General features: G+C 67.6%; 18 protein-coding genes. 6 read left to right on the forward strand and 12 right to left on the reverse strand.

The genetic code is table 11. From position 1 onward, the window contains the following. Positions 1-59 precede the first annotated feature (59 nt). A complete protein-coding gene (locus A7W11_RS22970; protein WP_066419780.1) occupies positions 60-452 on the reverse strand; it encodes a cupin domain-containing protein in 393 nt (130 codons plus the stop codon). A 159-nt stretch (positions 453-611) separates the two neighbouring features. Here A7W11_RS22970 and A7W11_RS22975 point away from each other — a divergent pair, with 159 nt between their 5' ends. After that, entirely contained in the window at positions 612-1,634 is a 1,023-nt protein-coding gene (locus tag A7W11_RS22975; RefSeq protein WP_066419787.1) for a D-cysteine desulfhydrase family protein, read from the forward strand. Positions 1,635-1,674: 40 nt separating this feature from the next. Here the strand turns inward: A7W11_RS22975 and A7W11_RS22980 are convergent, their stop codons facing one another. Then, on the reverse strand, positions 1,675-3,180 hold the full coding sequence (locus tag A7W11_RS22980; protein WP_066419790.1) for a YifB family Mg chelatase-like AAA ATPase: 1,506 nt from the start codon (positions 3,178-3,180) through the stop codon (positions 1,675-1,677). 81 nt (positions 3,181-3,261) lie between these two features. Continuing rightward, on the reverse strand, positions 3,262-3,846 hold the full coding sequence (locus A7W11_RS22985) for a TetR/AcrR family transcriptional regulator (protein ID WP_066419792.1): 585 nt from the start codon (positions 3,844-3,846) through the stop codon (positions 3,262-3,264). A 126-nt stretch (positions 3,847-3,972) separates the two neighbouring features. Here A7W11_RS22985 and A7W11_RS22990 point away from each other — a divergent pair, with 126 nt between their 5' ends. Beyond that, complete coding sequence (locus tag A7W11_RS22990; RefSeq protein WP_156523210.1) at positions 3,973-5,163, forward strand: MFS transporter; 1,191 nt, start codon at positions 3,973-3,975, stop codon at positions 5,161-5,163. Between the two features lie 20 nt (positions 5,164-5,183). Here A7W11_RS22990 and A7W11_RS22995 read toward each other — a convergent pair whose 3' ends face one another. Next, positions 5,184-5,456, reverse strand: coding sequence for an accessory factor UbiK family protein (locus tag A7W11_RS22995; protein ID WP_066421635.1), 273 nt, complete (start codon positions 5,454-5,456; stop codon positions 5,184-5,186). A gap of 647 nt (positions 5,457-6,103) precedes the next feature. On the opposite strand from A7W11_RS22995, the gene A7W11_RS23000 reads away from it, so the two are divergent. Further along, complete coding sequence (locus tag A7W11_RS23000) at positions 6,104-6,442, forward strand: P-II family nitrogen regulator (protein WP_029579579.1); 339 nt, start codon at positions 6,104-6,106, stop codon at positions 6,440-6,442. A 36-nt stretch (positions 6,443-6,478) separates the two neighbouring features. Beyond that, a complete protein-coding gene (gene amt / locus A7W11_RS23005) occupies positions 6,479-7,717 on the forward strand; it encodes an ammonium transporter (RefSeq protein WP_066419794.1) in 1,239 nt (412 codons plus the stop codon). A 128-nt stretch (positions 7,718-7,845) separates the two neighbouring features. Here the strand turns inward: amt and A7W11_RS23010 are convergent, their stop codons facing one another. Continuing rightward, positions 7,846-8,292, reverse strand: a complete 447-nt coding sequence (locus A7W11_RS23010) for an acetyltransferase (RefSeq protein WP_173678842.1) — start codon at positions 8,290-8,292, stop codon at positions 7,846-7,848. A 9-nt stretch (positions 8,293-8,301) separates the two neighbouring features. Beyond that, complete coding sequence (locus A7W11_RS23015; RefSeq protein ID WP_066419799.1) at positions 8,302-8,901, reverse strand: TetR/AcrR family transcriptional regulator; 600 nt, start codon at positions 8,899-8,901, stop codon at positions 8,302-8,304. Positions 8,902-9,060: 159 nt separating this feature from the next. Here A7W11_RS23015 and A7W11_RS23020 point away from each other — a divergent pair, with 159 nt between their 5' ends. After that, positions 9,061-10,341 (forward strand): MFS transporter, encoded by a 1,281-nt coding sequence (locus A7W11_RS23020; RefSeq protein ID WP_066419801.1) that lies wholly within the window; start codon positions 9,061-9,063, stop codon positions 10,339-10,341. A gap of 457 nt (positions 10,342-10,798) precedes the next feature. Continuing rightward, positions 10,799-12,397, forward strand: coding sequence for a TerC family protein (locus tag A7W11_RS23025; protein WP_066419804.1), 1,599 nt, complete (start codon positions 10,799-10,801; stop codon positions 12,395-12,397). A 60-nt stretch (positions 12,398-12,457) separates the two neighbouring features. Here A7W11_RS23025 and A7W11_RS28165 read toward each other — a convergent pair whose 3' ends face one another. The 6 genes from A7W11_RS28165 to A7W11_RS23050 all read right to left on the reverse strand — a co-directional run bounded on the left by A7W11_RS28165 (position 12,458) and on the right by A7W11_RS23050 (position 17,078). Next, a complete protein-coding gene (locus A7W11_RS28165) occupies positions 12,458-12,613 on the reverse strand; it encodes a hypothetical protein (RefSeq protein WP_156523211.1) in 156 nt (51 codons plus the stop codon). A gap of 112 nt (positions 12,614-12,725) precedes the next feature. Next, positions 12,726-13,226: a P-loop nucleotide/nucleoside kinase family protein gene (locus tag A7W11_RS23030; protein WP_066419806.1), complete on the reverse strand. Its 501-nt coding sequence runs from the start codon at positions 13,224-13,226 to the stop codon at positions 12,726-12,728. A gap of 172 nt (positions 13,227-13,398) precedes the next feature. Further along, positions 13,399-14,103 (reverse strand): ABC transporter ATP-binding protein, encoded by a 705-nt coding sequence (locus A7W11_RS23035; protein WP_066421641.1) that lies wholly within the window; start codon positions 14,101-14,103, stop codon positions 13,399-13,401. 83 nt (positions 14,104-14,186) lie between these two features. Beyond that, entirely contained in the window at positions 14,187-15,029 is an 843-nt protein-coding gene (locus tag A7W11_RS23040; protein ID WP_066419808.1) for an ABC transporter ATP-binding protein, read from the reverse strand. Positions 15,030-15,072: 43 nt separating this feature from the next. Continuing rightward, positions 15,073-16,152 carry an ABC transporter permease subunit gene (locus A7W11_RS23045; RefSeq protein WP_066419811.1) on the reverse strand — a complete coding sequence of 360 codons (1,080 nt, stop codon included), beginning with the start codon at positions 16,150-16,152 and terminating at the stop codon, positions 15,073-15,075. Further along, positions 16,149-17,078 (reverse strand): branched-chain amino acid ABC transporter permease, encoded by a 930-nt coding sequence (locus A7W11_RS23050; protein WP_066419812.1) that lies wholly within the window; start codon positions 17,076-17,078, stop codon positions 16,149-16,151. Before A7W11_RS23050 ends, A7W11_RS23045 begins: the two co-directional genes overlap by 4 nt. Positions 17,079-17,252 lie beyond the last annotated feature (174 nt).

The raw sequence follows: 17,252 nt of genomic DNA on the forward strand, positions 1-17,252 counted from the left end.
CCGCCCAAGGGCACGCCGGCACGAGCCGGCGCCCCGATGCAGCGGCACATCAGCGCCGCTCAGGCAGCGCTGCGGATCACCCGGTCGGGCGATTCTTCATACGGCGGCGTGTAGATCACCAGCAGGCGCGCCGGAGTGTCGCTGGTCACCGTGAACACGTGCGGAATGTCGGGCGGGAAATAACAGCAGTCGCCCGGCTGCATGTCGGCCGATTCGTCGCCCACCTGCGCGCGCGCCGTGCCGGCCAGCAGATAACAGACCTGTTCGATGCCGGGATGCGCGTGGGGCAATGCGCCGTTGCCCTTCTCGATCACGCCCAGCAGCACCTCGACATGCCTGGAGCCGACGTTGGCGGGGCCGATGAGACGGCGGTTGAGCGTGCCGGTGTGGTTGGCGGGATGGTAGCCGGGCACCTCGGCCTCGCGCACCAGCCACTGGGGAGTCGTGGTCATGCTGTCTCCATTTTTCGTATGTATGAAAAACATTTTCGTATACGGAAAATAAAAATGCAATGCGCAGCGTCCCGTAGCCGAGAATGAACCGCGCGGGCAGAGGCGCTTCCCTGTGGCCTAATAGTCATCCCGGTAGAAAAGACGAATCACGGAGACACGATGGACCTGAACGACACACTGGCCCGATTCGAGCGGTTTCCTCTGCTGGACGGACCCACACCCATCCAGCGCTTGCCGCGGCTGGAAACCCGCCTGGACAGCCCGGTCCGGATCTACGTCAAGCGCGACGACCTGATGGGCGTCGGACTGGGCGGCAACAAGCTGCGCAAGCTGGAGTTCCTGGTCGGGGAAGCGCTCGCCCAGGGTTGCGACACGTTCATCACCACCGGCGGCCTGCAGTCCAACCATGCGCGGCTGACGGCGGCCGCCTCGGCGCGGGCGGGCCTGGCCTGCGAACTGATGCTGGCCGACATGGTGGCGTACGAAGACGAGGCCTATGCCAACAACGGCAACGTCTTGCTGGACCAACTGTTCGGCGCCACGGTGCACCGGGTGGCGCACGGTGCCGATCCGCTGCTCGCGGCCCAGCAACGCGCGGGCGAATTGCAGCGCCAGGGCCGCAAGGCCTATGTGGTGGGCCTGGGCGGATCGTCTCCGTTGGGCGCGCTGGGCTACGTGGCCTGCGCGGCGGAACTGCTGCAACAGGAACGGGCCATGGACACGCGCTTTGCGCGCATCGTGATTCCCACGGGCAGCTTCGGCACGCATGCGGGCCTGCTTGCCGGACTGCAGTTACTGGATGGCGATGCGCGGCGCGCGCAGGGGTACACCGTCCTGGCGCAACAGGAAGTGGCCAGGCAGCGCACGGCCAGCCTGGTGGAGGCGATCTTCTCGCAGTTGCAACGTCCGGGAGCGCTCGATGCCGACGCGATCCACGTCACGGATTCGCAACTGGGACCAGGCTATGGATTGCCGACACAGGCCATGGCCAATGCCGTGCGCCTGCTCGCCCGCACGGAAGGCCTGGTGCTGGATCCGGTGTACAGCGGCAAGGCGTTCGCGGGTCTGATCGCGTCGATTCGCGCGGGTGAGTTCGAGGCGGGCGATTCGGTGCTGTTCATCATGACGGGCGGATCCCCGGGGGTGTACGCGTATCGGAACACGCTGGAGAACCCACGCTGAATCATCGAGCGCAATCACATCCGACCGGCCGCCCGCCCGATCACACCGACGTCCGCCGATACTGCACGGCCTCGGCGACATGCCGCGTATCGATCTCGCCGGCGCCCTCCAGATCCGCCAGCGTGCGCGCCACCCGCAGGGCGCGATGCATGGCGCGCGCCGAACCATCCAATTTACGAATGGCCTGCTGCAGCAGGGTGCGCGCCGCCTGCGGCATCGGACAATGCTTTTCCAGCTCGGCGCCCCGCAACGCGGCATTGGGCTTGCCCTGCCGGGCCAGTTGGCGATCCCGGCAACGCCCCACACGCGCCCGAACCACCGATGAAGGCTCGCCCGGCGGCTCGTCCAGCCAGTGCAGGTCCGCGGGCGGAATGGCCAGATGCAGGTCGATGCGGTCCAGCAAGGGGCCGGAGATCTTGCCCGCATAACGCTCCACCTGATCCGGACTGCAACGGCACGGGCGCGTGGGGTGGCCACGCCAGCCGCATGGACAGGGATTCATGGCCGCCACCAACTGGAACCGCGCGGGGTACTCGACCTGATGCAAGGCGCGCGAGATGGCCACCCTGCCCGTCTCCAGGGGCTCGCGCAAGGACTCCAGTGCTTTTCTGCCGAATTCCGGGAGTTCGTCGAGGAAGAGCACCCCTCGGTGGGCCAGGCTGATCTCTCCCGGCCTCGGTTTGCTGCCGCCGCCCACCAATGCCGTCGCCGAGACGGTGTGGTGCGGTGCGCGCAGCGGCGGCTGTCCCAATGGCAGCACACTGCCCGCCAGCGCGGCCAGCGCCGCGGCTTCCAGCGCATGCGTCACGGACAGCGGCGGCAACAATCCCGGCAGGCGTTGCGCCAGCATGCTCTTGCCCGCCCCCGGCGGCCCGACCATCAACAGGCTGTGCGCGCCCGCCGCGCAGACCTCCAGCGCGCGCCGCGCCGCAGGCTGGCCGCGCACATCCGACAGGCAAGGCAGGTCCGGCGCGGCGGGCCAGGCCGCCGGTTGCGCAGCCGGCAATGCCGAGACGCCCGCCAGATGCGCCGCCACCTCGGCCAGCGTCTGCGCGGACAGCACGCGCACGCCCGGCACCCAGGCCGCGATCTCCGCGCTGCCCTTGGGCAGCACCAGCACGGCGCCGGGCCGCTCGCGCGCCACGGCCAATGCCAACGGCAAAGGGGACGCCACCGGCACCAGCGCGCCGGTCAGCGAAAGTTCGCCCGCCAGCACGACGTCCGCCAGCGCATGCGCCGGCATGTTTGCCGGCAGCGTCAACTGCCCGGATGCCAGCAGCAGCCCCAACGCGATGGGCAGGTCGAAACGCGCCGAGGCTTTGGGCAGGTCGGCGGGCGACAGATTGACGGTGATGCGCCCGGGTGGAAACTCGAAGCCGCTGTTGGCCAGCGCCGCGCGCACCCGTTCGCGGCTTTCACGCACCTCCGTATCCGGCAGGCCCACGACACTGAACGACGGCAGCCCCGTGCCCAGATGGGTTTCCACCCGCACGGCGGGCGCTTCCAGGCCGGACAAGGCGCGGCTGGCGAATACGGCTAGGGTCATGGATGGCCTGCTCGATGGACGACGAGCGGGCCAGTATGGGCATTTACGGCGCGCCGCGCCGCGTGCGTAGGGACAAAAACGTCACGCAGGCTCGCCCATCCGCGCGTCCAGCAGCCTGGCGACACACAGTTTCGCGAACTCCGGATCCACCGGCACCGTGTCGAACAGCAGCCGGTACGTGATCGGCGCCACGACGAAATCCAGCACGTCGTCCATGTCCGGCACATCGGCCTCGCCACGTTCGCGCGCCCGATCCACGAACATCTGCAGATGGCCCCGCACAATGGCCGCGCATTGGCAGGCGGGGCCGCTGTCGGTGGCGCTCATGCCGGCCATCACGTCGCGCAGCAACTGGCGGCCCGGCGCCGAGGTCATTTCCTCGACGTATCCTTGCGCCCAGGCCTGCAGATCGCTGCGGAAGGCCCCCGTATCGCCCGGATCGCCATCGGGATGGAACCGGTCGACCGCCACGTCGGCCAGCAAGGTCTGCAGGTCGCCCCACCGTCGATAGATGGTGGAAGGCGTGACCCCGGCTTCCGCCGCCACCAACGCCACCGTCACCTCCTCGCTGGACATTTCATCCAGCAGGCTCTTTACCGCCTGATGCACCGACGCCTGCACGCGTGCACTGCGCCCGCCTGGCCGCACACCTTCTCGTATCGCCATGATGGAAACTCCCTGCGTGGAAACTGAACGCTTTTCGTCATGCTAAAGCTATTAAATTGCTTTAGTATTCTTGATGATCTATGCTGCACTAAAGCAATTATCTAGCGTTTGACCGCCGGAGTGTCAATGAACGCCATCTCCACCCCCGCTGCCTCTGCACGCGCACTCGCCGTTTACTCGTTGACCGCCGCGACATTCCTGGGCGCGTCCAGCGCCCCGACGCCGCTGTACCGGGTGTACCAGGACGCCTGGCACTTCTCGTCCGGCACGTTGACGCTGGTGTTCGCCATCTACGCCTTCAGCCTGCTTGCTGCGCTGCTGACCACTGGCCCGCTGTCCGATCACCTGGGCCGGCGGCCCGTGATCGTGGGCAGCATCCTGCTCGACATGCTTGCCTTGTCACTCTTCGCTGCCGCGGATGGCGCGGCAATGCTCCTGGTGGCGCGTGCGCTGCAAGGGCTGTCCACCGGCATGGCGATCAGCGCGTTGGGCGCCGGCCTGCTGGATGCCAGCCGCGAACGCGGCCCGCTGCTCAATTCCCTGTCGCCGTTGTTCGGCATGGGAATCGGCGCCCTGGGCACCAGCCTGCTGGTGCAATACGCGCCCGCGCCGATGCGGCTGGTCTACCTGCTGCTGATCGCGCTGCTGGCCGTCGAAGCACTGCTGGTGCTACGGCTACCGGAGTCCGCAAGCCGCATGCCGGGCCTGTTGGCCTCGATGCGCCCGCGCGTGCGGGTGCCGCCCGCGGCCCGCGCGGCGTTGCTGCGTATCCTACCGGTCAATATTGCCCTGTGGGCGTTGGGCGGATTTTATTTATCGCTGGGGCCGACCCTGGCGCGCAGCGTCACCCAATCCGACAATATCGTGGTAGGCGGCTGGGTGGTGTTCGCACTGACGATGAGCGGCTTCGGCGCCATCGCCCTGCTTCGCCGATTGCCCACCCCGCGCCTGCTGATGACAGGGTCGATCGCGCTGGCGGCTGGCCTGGTGGTCACGCTGACCGGTGTGCACCGCGACAGTGCCATGCTGTTCTTCGCCGGCACCTGCCTGGCGGGCACCGGGTTCGGCGCGGCCTTCCAGGGCGCATTGCGCTCGGTCGTGCCGCTGGCGCAGCCGGCCGAACGCGCGGGACTGATGGCGGCCTTCTTCGTGCTGAGCTACCTGGCCTTCAGCCTGCCCGCGCTGCTGGCGGGCGTGATGGTCCATGAGCTGGGCTTGCACCTGACCACGGACCTCTATGGCGCCACGCTGATCGTGCTGGCGGTATCGACGGTAGCGGCCAGCGGCCTGGGCAAGCGCGCGAGCGCCGCGGGCTGAGGCCGCGGCGCCTCCTGCGCTCAGGACGGTGAACTGCCGCCCTTTGCTTCCAACGCGTCCAGGCGAGCCTGCAACTGCTGCACCTGCTCGCCCAGTTGATCGACACGCATGCGGGCGCGCGCCAGCAGGTCGGTCTGCACCTCGAACTCTTCGCGGGTGACCAGGTCAAGCCGGGTGAAAGTCTGCGTCATCATGGCGCGCGCATTGCGCTCCAGGTCGGCGGCGGGGCTGCGGGCGATCAGATCGGACAGATTCTTCTGCAGGTCTTCCATCCACTGCGTGCGGTTATTCATCATGGCTTTTCCTTCGGATACTGGCGAACAGACACCAGTGTAGAGCCTGACGCGTGGCTGTGCAGGCGCCAGCGGTGATCTTCTGTGTCGCCGCGGGCCCCAAGAAGGTGCCGAGGGACCTGTCGTCCTCCGTCGCAAACGGCGGACAAAAAGAAAGCGGCCCGCCGAAGCGCCGCCGCCTTTCAAAAGCACAGGAGAAAAACCGAATCGCCGCAGCGATTCCTAGAAGCTGCCATCAGGCACACCCCTGGTTGGCCCGGTTGCCCGGACCGTACTCGAGAACCTTTCGGTCATCGCGTGCAAACGATTCTTCATGAGTGCCGGACCACAGACAAGCGGCAGCTGTAATGCGCCGTATCAGCGGCGGCAGTCCACCGCCGTAGCCGCCCCTGCAATTGGCTACAAATTCCCCCGCCAATACATACTTGGTTGCACCCTGCCCCACCATCTGGAATGACGATCCAGAATGGTGCATCACGGCGTGCGCGAATGCCCCATGTTGATGCATGCATGCACAGATGCGACGCACCGCAATCCGGCCCCGCGCGATGGCACGGGCCAGCGGCGCGCCGAGCCCCGGCGCCATGAAGTTGGCACGCGTTTTGCTTAATTGCTGATGCCTACGCGCAACCATGAGAGGAAAAGCCATGAAACTCGTCATCGCCATCATCAAGCCATTCAAGCTCGACGAAGTGCGGGTGGCTCTGTCCGGCATCGGCGTCCAGGGACTGACCGTCACCGAAGTGAAAGGTTTCGGACGCCAGAAGGGCCATACCGAGTTGTACCGCGGCGCGGAATACGCCGTCGATTTTCTGCCCAAGCTTCGGGTGGAAGCTGCTGTGCCCGACCATTTGGTCGATCAGGTCATCGAAGCCATCGAGCAGGCTGCCCGCACCGGCAAGATCGGTGACGGCAAGATCTTCACTGCCCCGCTGGAGCAGGTCATTCGTATCCGAACCGGCGAATCCGGGGAAGCTGCGCTGTAACGCACACAGAGAAAGACTCATTGGAGCCTATTAGAAATGGATAAAGCGGATATCTCCTGGTTGCTCGTCTCGACACTGCTGGTGTTGATGATGGCGGTCCCCGGCCTGGCGCTGTTCTACGGCGGCCTGGTGCGCAGCAAGAACGTGCTGTCGGTGCTGATGCAGGTGCTGTGCACGTTCGCCCTGGGCGTCGTGCTGTGGTTCATCTACGGCTACTCGTTGGCCTTCACCGAAGGCAACGCCTTCTTCGGCGGCTTCTCGCGGGTGTTCTTCTCCGGCATGTTCACGCCGGCGGATGGTTCCTACGCCATGTCGGCCTCGCTGACCGAGATCCTGTTCGCGTCGTTCCAGGCCACGTTCGCCGGCATCACCTGCGCGCTGATCGTGGGCAGCTTCGCCGAGCGCGTCCGCTTCTCCGCCGTGCTGGTCTTCACGGTGATCTGGTTCACGTTCGCCTACGTGCCCATCGCCCACATGGTGTGGTTCGTCTCGGAAACCGCGCCGGGCCTGATGAACGCCAAGGGCGCGCTGGATTTCGCCGGCGGCACGGTGGTGCACATCAACGCTGGCGTGGCCGGCCTGGTGGGCGCCTACGTGATCGGCAAGCGCGTCGGCTACGGCCGTGAAGCGATGCAGCCGCACAACCTGCCCATGACCTACATCGGCGCCATGCTGCTGTGGGTGGGCTGGTTCGGTTTCAACGCCGGTTCGTCGCTGGCCGCCAACGAAGGCGCCACGCTGGCCTTCTTCAACACGATGGTCGCCACGGCGGGCGCGGTGCTGGCCTGGACGCTGACCGAATGGAGCCTGAAGGGCAAGCCCTCGATGCTGGGCGCCGCTTCCGGCGCGATCGCCGGCCTGGTCGGCATCACCCCGGCCGCCGGCCTGGTGGGTCCGGTGGGCGCGCTGGTGATCGGCGTGGTGGCAGGCGTGATCTGCGTGTGGGGTGTCAACGGCCTGAAGCGCATGCTGCGTGCCGATGACGCGCTGGACGTGTTCGGCGTGCACGGCGTGGGCGGCATCGTCGGCGCCCTGCTGACCGGTGTGTTCAACGCCAAGGCCCTGGGCGGCCCGGGCCTGGACAGCGTCGGCGCCATCGCCGGCCAGGTTTGGGTGCAGCTCGAAGGCGTGCTGCTGACCATCGTCTGGTCGGGCATCGTGGCCTGGATCGCCTACAAGATCGCCGACATGCTGTGCGGCCTGCGTGTGCCGGAAGACCAGGAACGCGAAGGCCTGGACGTGACCAGCCACGGCGAGTCCGCGTACCACAGCTAAGCAGGAACACCAGAGGCGGGCAACATACGCCCGCCCTGCAGACCCCAGGGGAAAAAGCCGAAAAGGCTGAGCAGTACAGGATGGCGCCGCAAGGCGCCGTTCTTTTTTGGCCGGAAGAAAACGCGGGCTCAGTCCCGGCCGGGCGGATGGCGAAGATGGATCAGCGGATAGGGCCTGCCCTGCCCGTCCTGTCCGGACCGGCCGATGGCCTGGAAGCCCAGCCGCTCGTAGAACCCGATGGCCTGGCCATTCTGCGCATTGACGTCGGTGCACAGGCCGGGATGCCGGGACAGCGCGTGTTGCACGAGCAGACGGCCCACGCCGGACCCGCGATACGCGGGATCGACGAACAGGGCCTCCATGCGGTTGCCGTCCAGCAGCATGAAGGCGATGGCCCGGTCCGCCGCGTCGACCGCCAGGTCCAGCGGCGCCTGCGGCAGGAAGGCCGCGACCTCGGCCTCGATGGCCCGGCGGTCTTCAGGGGTCAGGAAATGATGGGTGGCGTCCACCGCCCGCTTCCAGATGTCGAGTGCGCGCGGGCCATCCGCTGGGGTGGACTTGCGTAAGGTGATCACTGGCATGCGCTACAGACTGGCCTCGATCAGCCGGTCCGCGATCTCGCGCAGATGCCTGGCCGGACCGTCCGCGCCGAAGATCTGCCCCGACACGAACGTGCCTTCGAGCAGCAACAGCAGGCCGTCGCCCAGCGCCTGCGGATCCCGCGCGCCCATGTCGCGCGCCATGTCCACCAGGCGTCGGCGCAGTTCGCGCTTGTGCGCGACGGCCACCTGCCGTGCGGGATGATCGGCCTCGGGATACTCCACCACCGCATTGCTCAGGCCGCAGCCGCGATAGCAGCCGGGTGCGGTGGCGCGAGACGTCAAGCCCTCGAAATACGCCAGGATCTGCGCGCGCGGATCGCCGGGATGCGCGGCGGCCGCGGCATCCAGCCGGGCCCAGAACTCGCCCTCGTAGTCACGCAGATAGGACGCCGCCAGCTCGTCCTTGGACGAGAAGCTGCGGTACAGGCTGGGCTTGGTGACGCCGGCCTCGGCCACGATGGCATCCACCCCCACGGCACGTATGCCCTGGTGGTAGAAAAGCTGGCGCGCGCTCTTGCGGATGCGTTCGGCCGCCGGCGCGGGACGCGGCGGGGCATCGGGAACAGAGGTTTTGTTCGTCATGGAAGGCCCTGAAAAAACGGCGCGCGGATCGCCCGATCATAACGACATGGCGCTCTGCAAACGCCTGCGCGCGCGGCCACGGGAATCGAAAAATGCGGTTGACGACGTTACTGACCGGTACGTATTATACGCCTTCCTTGATACGTACCGGTCAGTAACATGATCTTCCACCGCGCCGTTCCCCGCTTCGGCCAGCGCTACGCCTTCGTCGTGGTCGCCGTCATCTTCTTCGCCCTGCTGGTCTCGGCCGGCCTGCGCTCCACACCCAGCGTGCTGCTGGTGCCGCTGGAAGAATCCTTCGGCTGGAGCCGTTCCTCGATTTCATTGGCGGCGGCCATCGGCATCTTCTTCTACGGCCTGATGGGTCCGTTCGCCGCGGCGGCCATGGAGCGTTTCGGCCTGCGCCGCGTGCTGATCACTGCCTTGCTGGTGATGTCCGCCTCCAGCGCCGCCAGCGCCTACATGACCGAGACCTGGCATCTGCTGGCCACCTGGGGCGTCTTCTCGGGCATGGCCTCGGGCGCGGTGGCCGTGGTGCTGGGCGCCACGGTCGTCAACCGCTGGTTCGTCCGCCGCCGCGGATTGATGATGGGCCTGCTGACCGCCAGCACGGCCACGGGCAACCTGGTGTTCCTGCCGATCCTGGCCAAGCTGGCCTCGTCCGGCGACTGGACCCTCGTGGTCTGGGCGGTGGCCGCCGGCGCGCTGGTCATGGCGCCGCTGGCCTGGCTGCTGGTGCCCGACCGCCCCGCCGACGTGAACCTGGTGCCCTATGGCAGCGAGCCCGGCACCCTGCCCTCGGCCCCCGCGCCGCGCACCGGCATGGTGGCCGCCACCTTCGGCGTGCTGCGCCAGGCCGCTGGCAAGCGCGTGTTCTGGTATCTGTTCGCCACGTTCTTCGTATGCGGCTTCACCACCAACGGCCTGATCGGCACCCACCTGATCGCGCTGTGCGGCGACCACGGCATCGCCGAGGTGCAGGCCGCCGGCCTGCTGGCGCTGATGGGCGTGTTCGACCTGGTGGGCACCACGGCCTCGGGTTGGCTGACCGACCGCTACGATCCGCGCAAGCTGCTGTTCACGTACTACGCGCTGCGCGGCCTGTCGCTGATGTATCTGCCCTACTCCGATTTTTCGTTCTACAGCCTGTCGATCTTCGCCATCTTCTACGGCCTGGACTGGATTGCCACCGTGCCGCCCACGCTGCGGCTGACCACCGAGGCCTTCGGCGAACGTGACGCGCCGGTGGTGTTCGGCTGGATCGTGGCCGGGCATCAACTGGGCGCGGCGAGCGCGGCCTGGATGGGCGGCTTCGTGCGCGAAAGCACCGGCAGCTACCTGATGGCCTTCGTGCTGTCGGGCGCCACGGGCCTGGTGGCGGCGGTGATCGCGCTGATGATCCACCGCAAGCCGCGCGTGGAACAGGCGCAACCGGCCTGACGGCGGGCAGAAAAGGCGGCCAGCGCGACGGCCCGCTCAGGCAATCGCGCCGTGCCGCCTTCGCAAACCGCTGGCGCCGCTGGTAAAACGCCGACGCTCCTGTATTATTCAGCTTTCCGTAAGAAAAAGGATGGCCCCGCAGCCAGGCGCAAGCCGGCAACGCCGCGGCACCGTCCTTGCCTATGACAAGCGAACCTCCCAGTAGTACCGCGCCCCGACTGCCCCAGCCGTGGCGCGTCTTCCCGGAAGACCGCCGCCGAGCCGTCTTCGCCGTCAGACCGAACGTCATCCCCGACGCTTCCGTCCTGTTCATCGCCATGCGTCACCCGCCTTCGCGGCGCCGCATGCATCGAGCCATCCGCGCATCCGCGCACATCGCCCTCCCCGTTTCCGGCTGGCCCGCCGCCGCGACCGATTCGCGCCGCGCCGCCCGTATTCGTCCCTATTGGATCCACAAATGATTTTCGACTGGATGTCCGATCCCACTGCCTGGCTCGGCCTGGCGACGCTGATCGTTCTCGAGATCGTCCTGGGCATCGACAACCTGGTGTTCATCGCAATCCTGGCCGACAAGCTGCCGCCCGAGCAGCGCAACCGCGCGCGTATCATCGGCCTGTCGCTGGCCATGGTCATGCGCCTGGGTCTCCTGGCCAGCATTGCGTGGGTCGTCACCCTGACCACCCCGCTGTTCACCGTGTTCGGCGCCGAGATATCGGGCCGTGACCTGATCCTCATTTTCGGCGGCGTGTTCCTGCTGTTCAAAGGCACGATGGAACTGCATGAACGTGTGGAGGGCAGCACCCACAGCACCAGCCAGAAGGTGCAGCACGCGGTGTTCTGGCAGGTCATCCTGCAGATCATCGTGCTGGACGCCGTGTTCTCGCTGGACTCGGTCATCACCGCCGTGGGCATGGTGCAGGACCTGAGCATCATGATGATCGCCGTGGTGATCGCCATGGCCGTGATGATGCTGGCCAGCCGCCCGCTGATGGCCTTCGTCGGCCGCCACCCCACCGTGGTGATCCTGTGCCTGGGCCTGTTGCTGATGATCGGCTTCAGCCTGGTGGCCGAAGGCCTGGGCTTCCACGTGCCCAAGGGTTACCTGTATGCCGCCATCGGCTTCTCGATCGTGATCGAGGCCTGCAACCAGTTGGCGCGCCGCAACCGCAGCCGCCGCAGCCAGGGCCTGACCGGCCGCCAGCGCACCGCGCGGGCCGTGCTGCGCCTCTTGCGCGCGAGCAAGCATGACCGCTCGCAGGCACATGCCCAGAATCCCGCCGAGGACGTGGCGGCGCTGGTGGACGGCGTGGGCGACGGCGACGGCTTCGCGCCCGAGGAAAGCAGCCTGATCGAACGCACTCTGTCGCTGGGCGCGCGCGACGTGCGCTCGATCATGGTGCCGCGCGGCGACATGGTCTGGCTGGACGTGAAGGACGACACCGACACCGTGGTGCAGAAATTCGCCTCGGGCCACGCCCGCCTGCCGCTGTGCGAAGGCGACGCCTCGAACGTCATCGGCGTGCTGCACTTCAAGGACGTGATGCCCAGGCTGCAGGTGCCCGGCGCCGTCGACCTGATCGAGCTGGCCCGCAAGCCGCACTACATCATCGAGAGCGTGCCGGTGCTGAAGGTGCTGGAAGAACTGCGCCAGTCGCGCGACCACATGCTGATCGTGGTCGACGAGCACGGCAGCTGCGAAGGCCTGGTCACGCCGCTGGACGTACTGACGGCGGTGGGCGGCGACCTGCCCGAGCATCCCGACGAAGCCCCGCCCGCCACGCTGCTGTCCGAGGGCGTCTGGCTGCTGGACGCCGACATGCCGGTCGAGGAAGCCCGCATGCTGCTGCAGGATGATGCCCTGCCAAGCTCGGTGCAGGACGCCACGCTGGCTGGCGCGCTGCTGCGGGTGTGCGGCCGCCTGCCCGAGGTCGGCGAATCGATCGAATGGGGCGAATGGCGCTTCGAGATCACGCAGCGCGATGGCCTGCGCATCGGGCAGGTGCGCGCCGAAAGGCGCATGCCGCCAAACGAGCACGCGGCGGCTGAGCACCACTAAGCAAAAGGCGGCTCCGGATACCCGCCTTTTTTCCTTACGAGGCCGGCACAGGGCCGACGACTACAGCCACGTCGCCAGGCAGCCTCCCGTCGACATCACGCCCACGCTGGCCAGCGCGACGCTGTCGCGCTTCTCGCAGCCTTCACGGCGCGAGGACCAGGCCGCATAGAAACTGGCCAGCGCGAACAGCGCCAGTCCAATACCGAATCCGCTCATGATCGATGATTTCCAGTAACGGCGACGCGCGGGAAATCGGCGCCGCTCGAACGGAATCGACTGCATCGGGACGGCACGGTTCCCAGGCCCGAACCAAACGCCCCCTCGATAGTCATGCATGACGCACGACGTCGAATCCTTCGCTGTCCCGGGGCGCGACAAAGTAGCTGGAGATCAGGTCGAACTGCTCATCGGAGGTGTGGAACGGATGCTCGGCCAATGCATTGCGGGCACGCAGCCGGTCTTTGCACACGGCGTCGGGCACGTCCAGGAAATGCAGCCGATGCGGCACGCCGGCGCGATCGATGAGGCCGCGCGCCCACGCGCGCTGGGCCAGCGTATTGGCGGGGAAATCGAGCACCACCGACAGGCCTGCCGCCAGCAGCGCCCGCACGTGGTCCGCCATCGCCTGCCGCAACCGGCCCGCGCAACGCACATAGTCCGGCAAGGCGCTGATCTCGCCGGGATAGAGCGCTGCCAGCCAGGCATCCTCGCTGATCAGCAGCGTGTGCGGTTGTCCGGCCAGTTGCGCGGCCAGCGTAGACTTGCCCGAGCCGATCTTGCCGCACAGCAGGTGCAGCATGGGTGTGGGCAGCGAGGTTGAGGATGTCATGGTGATCTCCGGAGAAATGGGAAAAACGCCCTCGGAGATGAAAAACCCGCCTCGTTGGGCGGGTCTGTGTCGGCGATACGAACGCGCGCTAACCCACCAGCGATGGTTGGGTGCGAATAATTCGGGCGGTGCGTACGTAGGCCATGAGGCACAAGATACCACGCGCGTGGCGCTATTCGCCCAGGTAGGCGGCCCGCACCTTCGGATCGTCCAGCAATTGCGCGGCGGGACCGGACAGCGTCAGCTCGCCCGACTCCATCACGTAGCCCCGGTCGCTGTGCTCCAGCGCCAGCCGCGCGTTCTGCTCGATCAGCAGGATGGTGACGCCCTCGGCGGCGATCATGCGCACCGCCTCGAAGACCTTCTCCACCATCAGCGGCGCCAGGCCCATCGAGGGCTCGTCGAGCAGCAAAAGGCGCGGCCGCGCCAGCATTGCGCGGCCCATGGCCACCATCTGCTGCTCGCCGCCCGACAACGTGCCGGCCGGCTGGCGGCGGCGTTCGGCCAGGCGCGGGAACAGCTCGAACACCCGCTCGACGTCGCGCTTGATCTGCTCGGCGTCGCGGCGCACGTAGGCGCCCATCGACAGGTTTTCCTCGATGGTGAGCTGGCCGAAGATGCCACGGCCCTCGGGCACCATCACCAGCCCCTGGCGCACCAGTTCGAACGGCGGGCGGCCACCGATGGACTGGCCGTCGTAGCGCACCGCGCCGCCGGCCAGCGGCACCAGGCCGCAGATGGCGCGCAGCGTGGTGCTCTTGCCCGCGCCGTTGGCGCCGATCAGGCAGACACGTTCGCCAGGGTTCACGTGCAGCGATGCGCCGCGCACGGCGCGGATGCCGCCGTAGGCCACCTGGACGTCGTCCAGGGCCAGCATGGCGTTGGCGGCGCTGGAAGCCTCCTGAGCGGCCAGCTCCGTGCCGGCATGAGCGGCTGTGTTCACCGTTTTGGATATCCGGGTCATCGGGCGCCCTCCTCTTGCGACGCCACGTCAGCGGCGGCCGCCGCGCCGACCGTCGCCCCCGCGGCGGCGCCCGCAGTTGCACCCGCTCCCAGGTATGCCTCGATCACTCGTGGGTCCTTCTGAACGTCGGCGGGCCGGCCCATCGCCAGCACCTTGCCGTATTCCAGCACCAGCACGCGGTCGCACAGGCCCATCACGAGTTTCATATCGTGTTCGATCAGCAGCACCGTGACGCCATCGTCGCGGATCTTCTCGATCAGCCCGCGCAGCACACGCGTCTCGGAGGCATTCATGCCGGCGGCCGGCTCGTCCAGCGCCAGCAGCTTGGGATCGGTGGCCAGCGCGCGCGCGATCTCCAGGCGGCGCTGGTCGCCATAGGACAGCGAACGCGCCACGTCATTGGCCCGCGCGCCGATACCCACGTAATCCAGCAGCCTGTGCGCATGCGCCTCGATGGCCGCCTCTTCCTCGCGCTGCGCGCGGGTGCGGAACACGGCGCCCAGCACGCCCGCCTGCGTGCGCACGTGGCGGCCGATCATCACGTTCTCGATCGCGCTGAGATTGGCGAACAGGCGGATGTTCTGGAAGGTGCGCGCCAGCCCGGCATGCGCCACCTCGTGCGGCTTGCGGCCCAGCAGGATCTCGCCGTCGAACACGCAGCGCCCGGACTCGGGCACGTACAGGCCGGTCAACACGTTGAACAGCGTGGTCTTGCCCGCACCGTTGGGGCCGATCAGGCCGTAGATTTCCCCCGCCTGGATATCGAAGCTGACCTCGGACAGCGCCTGCAGGCCGCCGAAACGCTTGCTCAGGTTCTGGGCGCGAAGCAAGGCGGTCATACGCGCACCTCCCGCGCCAGCGCCACGAAAACAGTCATCCCGTTCATGCGGCACCTCCATCCCGGCTGGCCAGCTCGCGCCGGCGCACGGCCGATGGCCACAGCCCGGCGGGCCGGAACAGCATCACCAACACCATCGCCAGGCCGAACAGCAGCATGCGGATGCCTTCGGGATCCAGCACCACGTCGCCGAACAGCATGCGCTGCGCAGGTTCGACCACGGCGCGCAGGAACTCGGGCAAGGCGGCCAGGATCAAGGCGCCCAGGATCACCCCGGGGATGTTGCCCATGCCGCCCAGCACCACCATGCACAGGATGGAGATGGATTCGGTCAGGCTGAAGCTTTCGGGACTGACAAATCCCTGCATGGCCGCGAACATCGAGCCCGCCACGCCGCCGAACGACGCGCCCATCGCGAAGGCCAGCAGCTTCACGTTGCGGGTGTTGATGCCCATGGCCTTGGCGGCGATCTCGTCTTCGCGGATCGCCTCCCAGGCACGGCCGATGCGCGAATTCTGCAGGCGCACGCACACCAGCAGGATCAGCAGCACCATGGCCAGCAGCAGGTAGTAGTACTTCTCGGGGCCCGTGAAGCGGATGCCCAGGATGGTCTGCGCGCGGCTGAACGTGAACTCGCCGATCATGAAGGGATCGATGCGGTTGATGCCCTGCGGGCCGTTCGTGATGTTGACCGGCGCGTTCAGGTTGTTCAGGAAGATGCGGATGATCTCGCCGAACCCCAGCGTGACGATGGCCAGGTAGTCGCCGCGCAATTTCAATGTGGGCGCGCCCAGCATCACGCCGAACAGCGCGGCCACCGCCAGGCCGATGGGCAGGATGGCCCAGAACGGCAGGTGCAGGCCGAAGTGCGGCGACGCCAACAGCGCCCAGGTGTAGGCGCCCACCGCGTAGAACGCGATGTAGCCCAGGTCGAGCAGGCCGGCGAAGCCCACCACGATGTTCAGGCCCACGGCCAGCATTACGTACAGCAGCGCGAAGTTCAGGATGCGCACCCAGCCCTGCCCCGCCAGGCCCAGCACGAACGGCAGCACGGCCAGCACCGCGCCGATCAGGACGATGGCGGCGATCTGGCGCGGCGCCCAGCGTGTCTGGCCGGCGGTCATGCGCGATCCCCCACGCGCTCGCCCAGCAGCCCGGACGGGCGGAAGATCAGCACCATCACCAGCACCACGAAGGCGAACACGTCCTGGTAATGGCTGCCCAGGAAGCCGCCGGTCAGGTCCCCGATGTAGCCCGATCCCATGGCCTCGATCACGCCCAGCAGCAGCCCGCCGACCATCGCCCCGCCCAGGTTGCCGATGCCGCCCAGCACCGCCGCCGTGAACGCCTTCAGGCCCAGCATGAAGCCCATGGTGTATTGCGACACGCCGTAGTAGGTGGTGACCATGACGCCCGCCACGGCGGCCAGCGCCGATCCGATCAGGAACGCCGCCGAGATCACCGTGTTGATGTTCACGCCCATCAGCCCCGCCACCTCGCGGTTCTGCGCGGTGGCGCGCATGGCCGTGCCCAGCCGGGTGCGGTGCACCACGGCCAGCAGCCCCGCCATGATGGCGCCGGCGATCAGCATGATGGCGATCTGCAGCGTGCTGATGCGCGCGCCCCCCAGCTCGAACACGCGCGGCGACAGCACCTGCGGAAAGCTCAGGTAATTGCGGCCCCAGACCATCATGGCCACGTTCTGCAGGATGATGGACACCCCGATGGCGGTGATCAGCGCCGCCAGCCGCGGCGCGCGCCGCAGGGGCCGGTAGGCCACGCGCTCGGCGGTCCAGCCCACCGCCATGCACAGCGCAATGGCGGCCGCCAGTCCCAGGCCGATCACGGCAAAGGCCGATACGGAAGGATCCGCGCCGATCATGGAGGCGGCGATCATGGTGGCCGTCATGGCCCCCAGCATGACCACGTCGCCGTGCGCGAAATTGATCAGCCCGATGATGCCGTAGACCATCGTGTAGCCCAGGGCGACCAGCGCGTACACGCTGCCCAGGGTCAGGCCGTTGATGAGTTGCTGCGTGAAGATGTCCATGGGGCCTTTGGAAAGAACGGCGCCGGCAGCACCGGCCAGGGCATGCCGGCCACACTGTGCGGGCCACGGCGGGAGGACGATCGCCCTGCGCTGGCCGAGCCGCGCGGGCAGATGGCCGCGCCGCGCGGGGCGTGCCCGACACACCGGCCCGCCAGCCGTACCGCGCCGATCTGG

Source organism: Bordetella ansorpii (assembly GCF_900078315.1).
Lineage (GTDB): Bacteria > Pseudomonadota > Gammaproteobacteria > Burkholderiales > Burkholderiaceae_B > Bordetella > Bordetella ansorpii.

What these genes read in the sequence shown, in the direction of transcription:
- A7W11_RS22970 (WP_066419780.1), bottom strand. Translation starts at nt 452, where the DNA reads ATGACCACGACTCCCCAGTGGCTGGTGCGCGAGGCCGAGGTGCCCGGC.
- A7W11_RS22975 (WP_066419787.1), top strand. Translation starts at nt 612, where the DNA reads ATGGACCTGAACGACACACTGGCCCGATTCGAGCGGTTTCCTCTGCTG.
- A7W11_RS22980 (WP_066419790.1), bottom strand. Translation starts at nt 3,180, where the DNA reads ATGACCCTAGCCGTATTCGCCAGCCGCGCCTTGTCCGGCCTGGAAGCG.
- A7W11_RS22985 (WP_066419792.1), bottom strand. Translation starts at nt 3,846, where the DNA reads ATGGCGATACGAGAAGGTGTGCGGCCAGGCGGGCGCAGTGCACGCGTG.
- A7W11_RS22990 (WP_156523210.1), top strand. Translation starts at nt 3,973, where the DNA reads ATGAACGCCATCTCCACCCCCGCTGCCTCTGCACGCGCACTCGCCGTT.
- A7W11_RS22995 (WP_066421635.1), bottom strand. Translation starts at nt 5,456, where the DNA reads ATGAATAACCGCACGCAGTGGATGGAAGACCTGCAGAAGAATCTGTCC.
- A7W11_RS23000 (WP_029579579.1), top strand. Translation starts at nt 6,104, where the DNA reads ATGAAACTCGTCATCGCCATCATCAAGCCATTCAAGCTCGACGAAGTG.
- amt (WP_066419794.1), top strand. Translation starts at nt 6,479, where the DNA reads ATGGATAAAGCGGATATCTCCTGGTTGCTCGTCTCGACACTGCTGGTG.
- A7W11_RS23015 (WP_066419799.1), bottom strand. Translation starts at nt 8,901, where the DNA reads ATGACGAACAAAACCTCTGTTCCCGATGCCCCGCCGCGTCCCGCGCCG.
- A7W11_RS23020 (WP_066419801.1), top strand. Translation starts at nt 9,061, where the DNA reads ATGATCTTCCACCGCGCCGTTCCCCGCTTCGGCCAGCGCTACGCCTTC.
- A7W11_RS23025 (WP_066419804.1), top strand. Translation starts at nt 10,799, where the DNA reads ATGATTTTCGACTGGATGTCCGATCCCACTGCCTGGCTCGGCCTGGCG.
- A7W11_RS28165 (WP_156523211.1), bottom strand. Translation starts at nt 12,613, where the DNA reads ATGAGCGGATTCGGTATTGGACTGGCGCTGTTCGCGCTGGCCAGTTTC.
- A7W11_RS23030 (WP_066419806.1), bottom strand. Translation starts at nt 13,226, where the DNA reads ATGACATCCTCAACCTCGCTGCCCACACCCATGCTGCACCTGCTGTGC.
- A7W11_RS23035 (WP_066421641.1), bottom strand. Translation starts at nt 14,103, where the DNA reads ATGCTGGCCCTGGACGACGTCCAGGTGGCCTACGGCGGCATCCGCGCC.
- A7W11_RS23040 (WP_066419808.1), bottom strand. Translation starts at nt 15,029, where the DNA reads ATGACCGCCTTGCTTCGCGCCCAGAACCTGAGCAAGCGTTTCGGCGGC.
- A7W11_RS23045 (WP_066419811.1), bottom strand. Translation starts at nt 16,152, where the DNA reads ATGACCGCCGGCCAGACACGCTGGGCGCCGCGCCAGATCGCCGCCATC.
- A7W11_RS23050 (WP_066419812.1), bottom strand. Translation starts at nt 17,078, where the DNA reads ATGGACATCTTCACGCAGCAACTCATCAACGGCCTGACCCTGGGCAGC.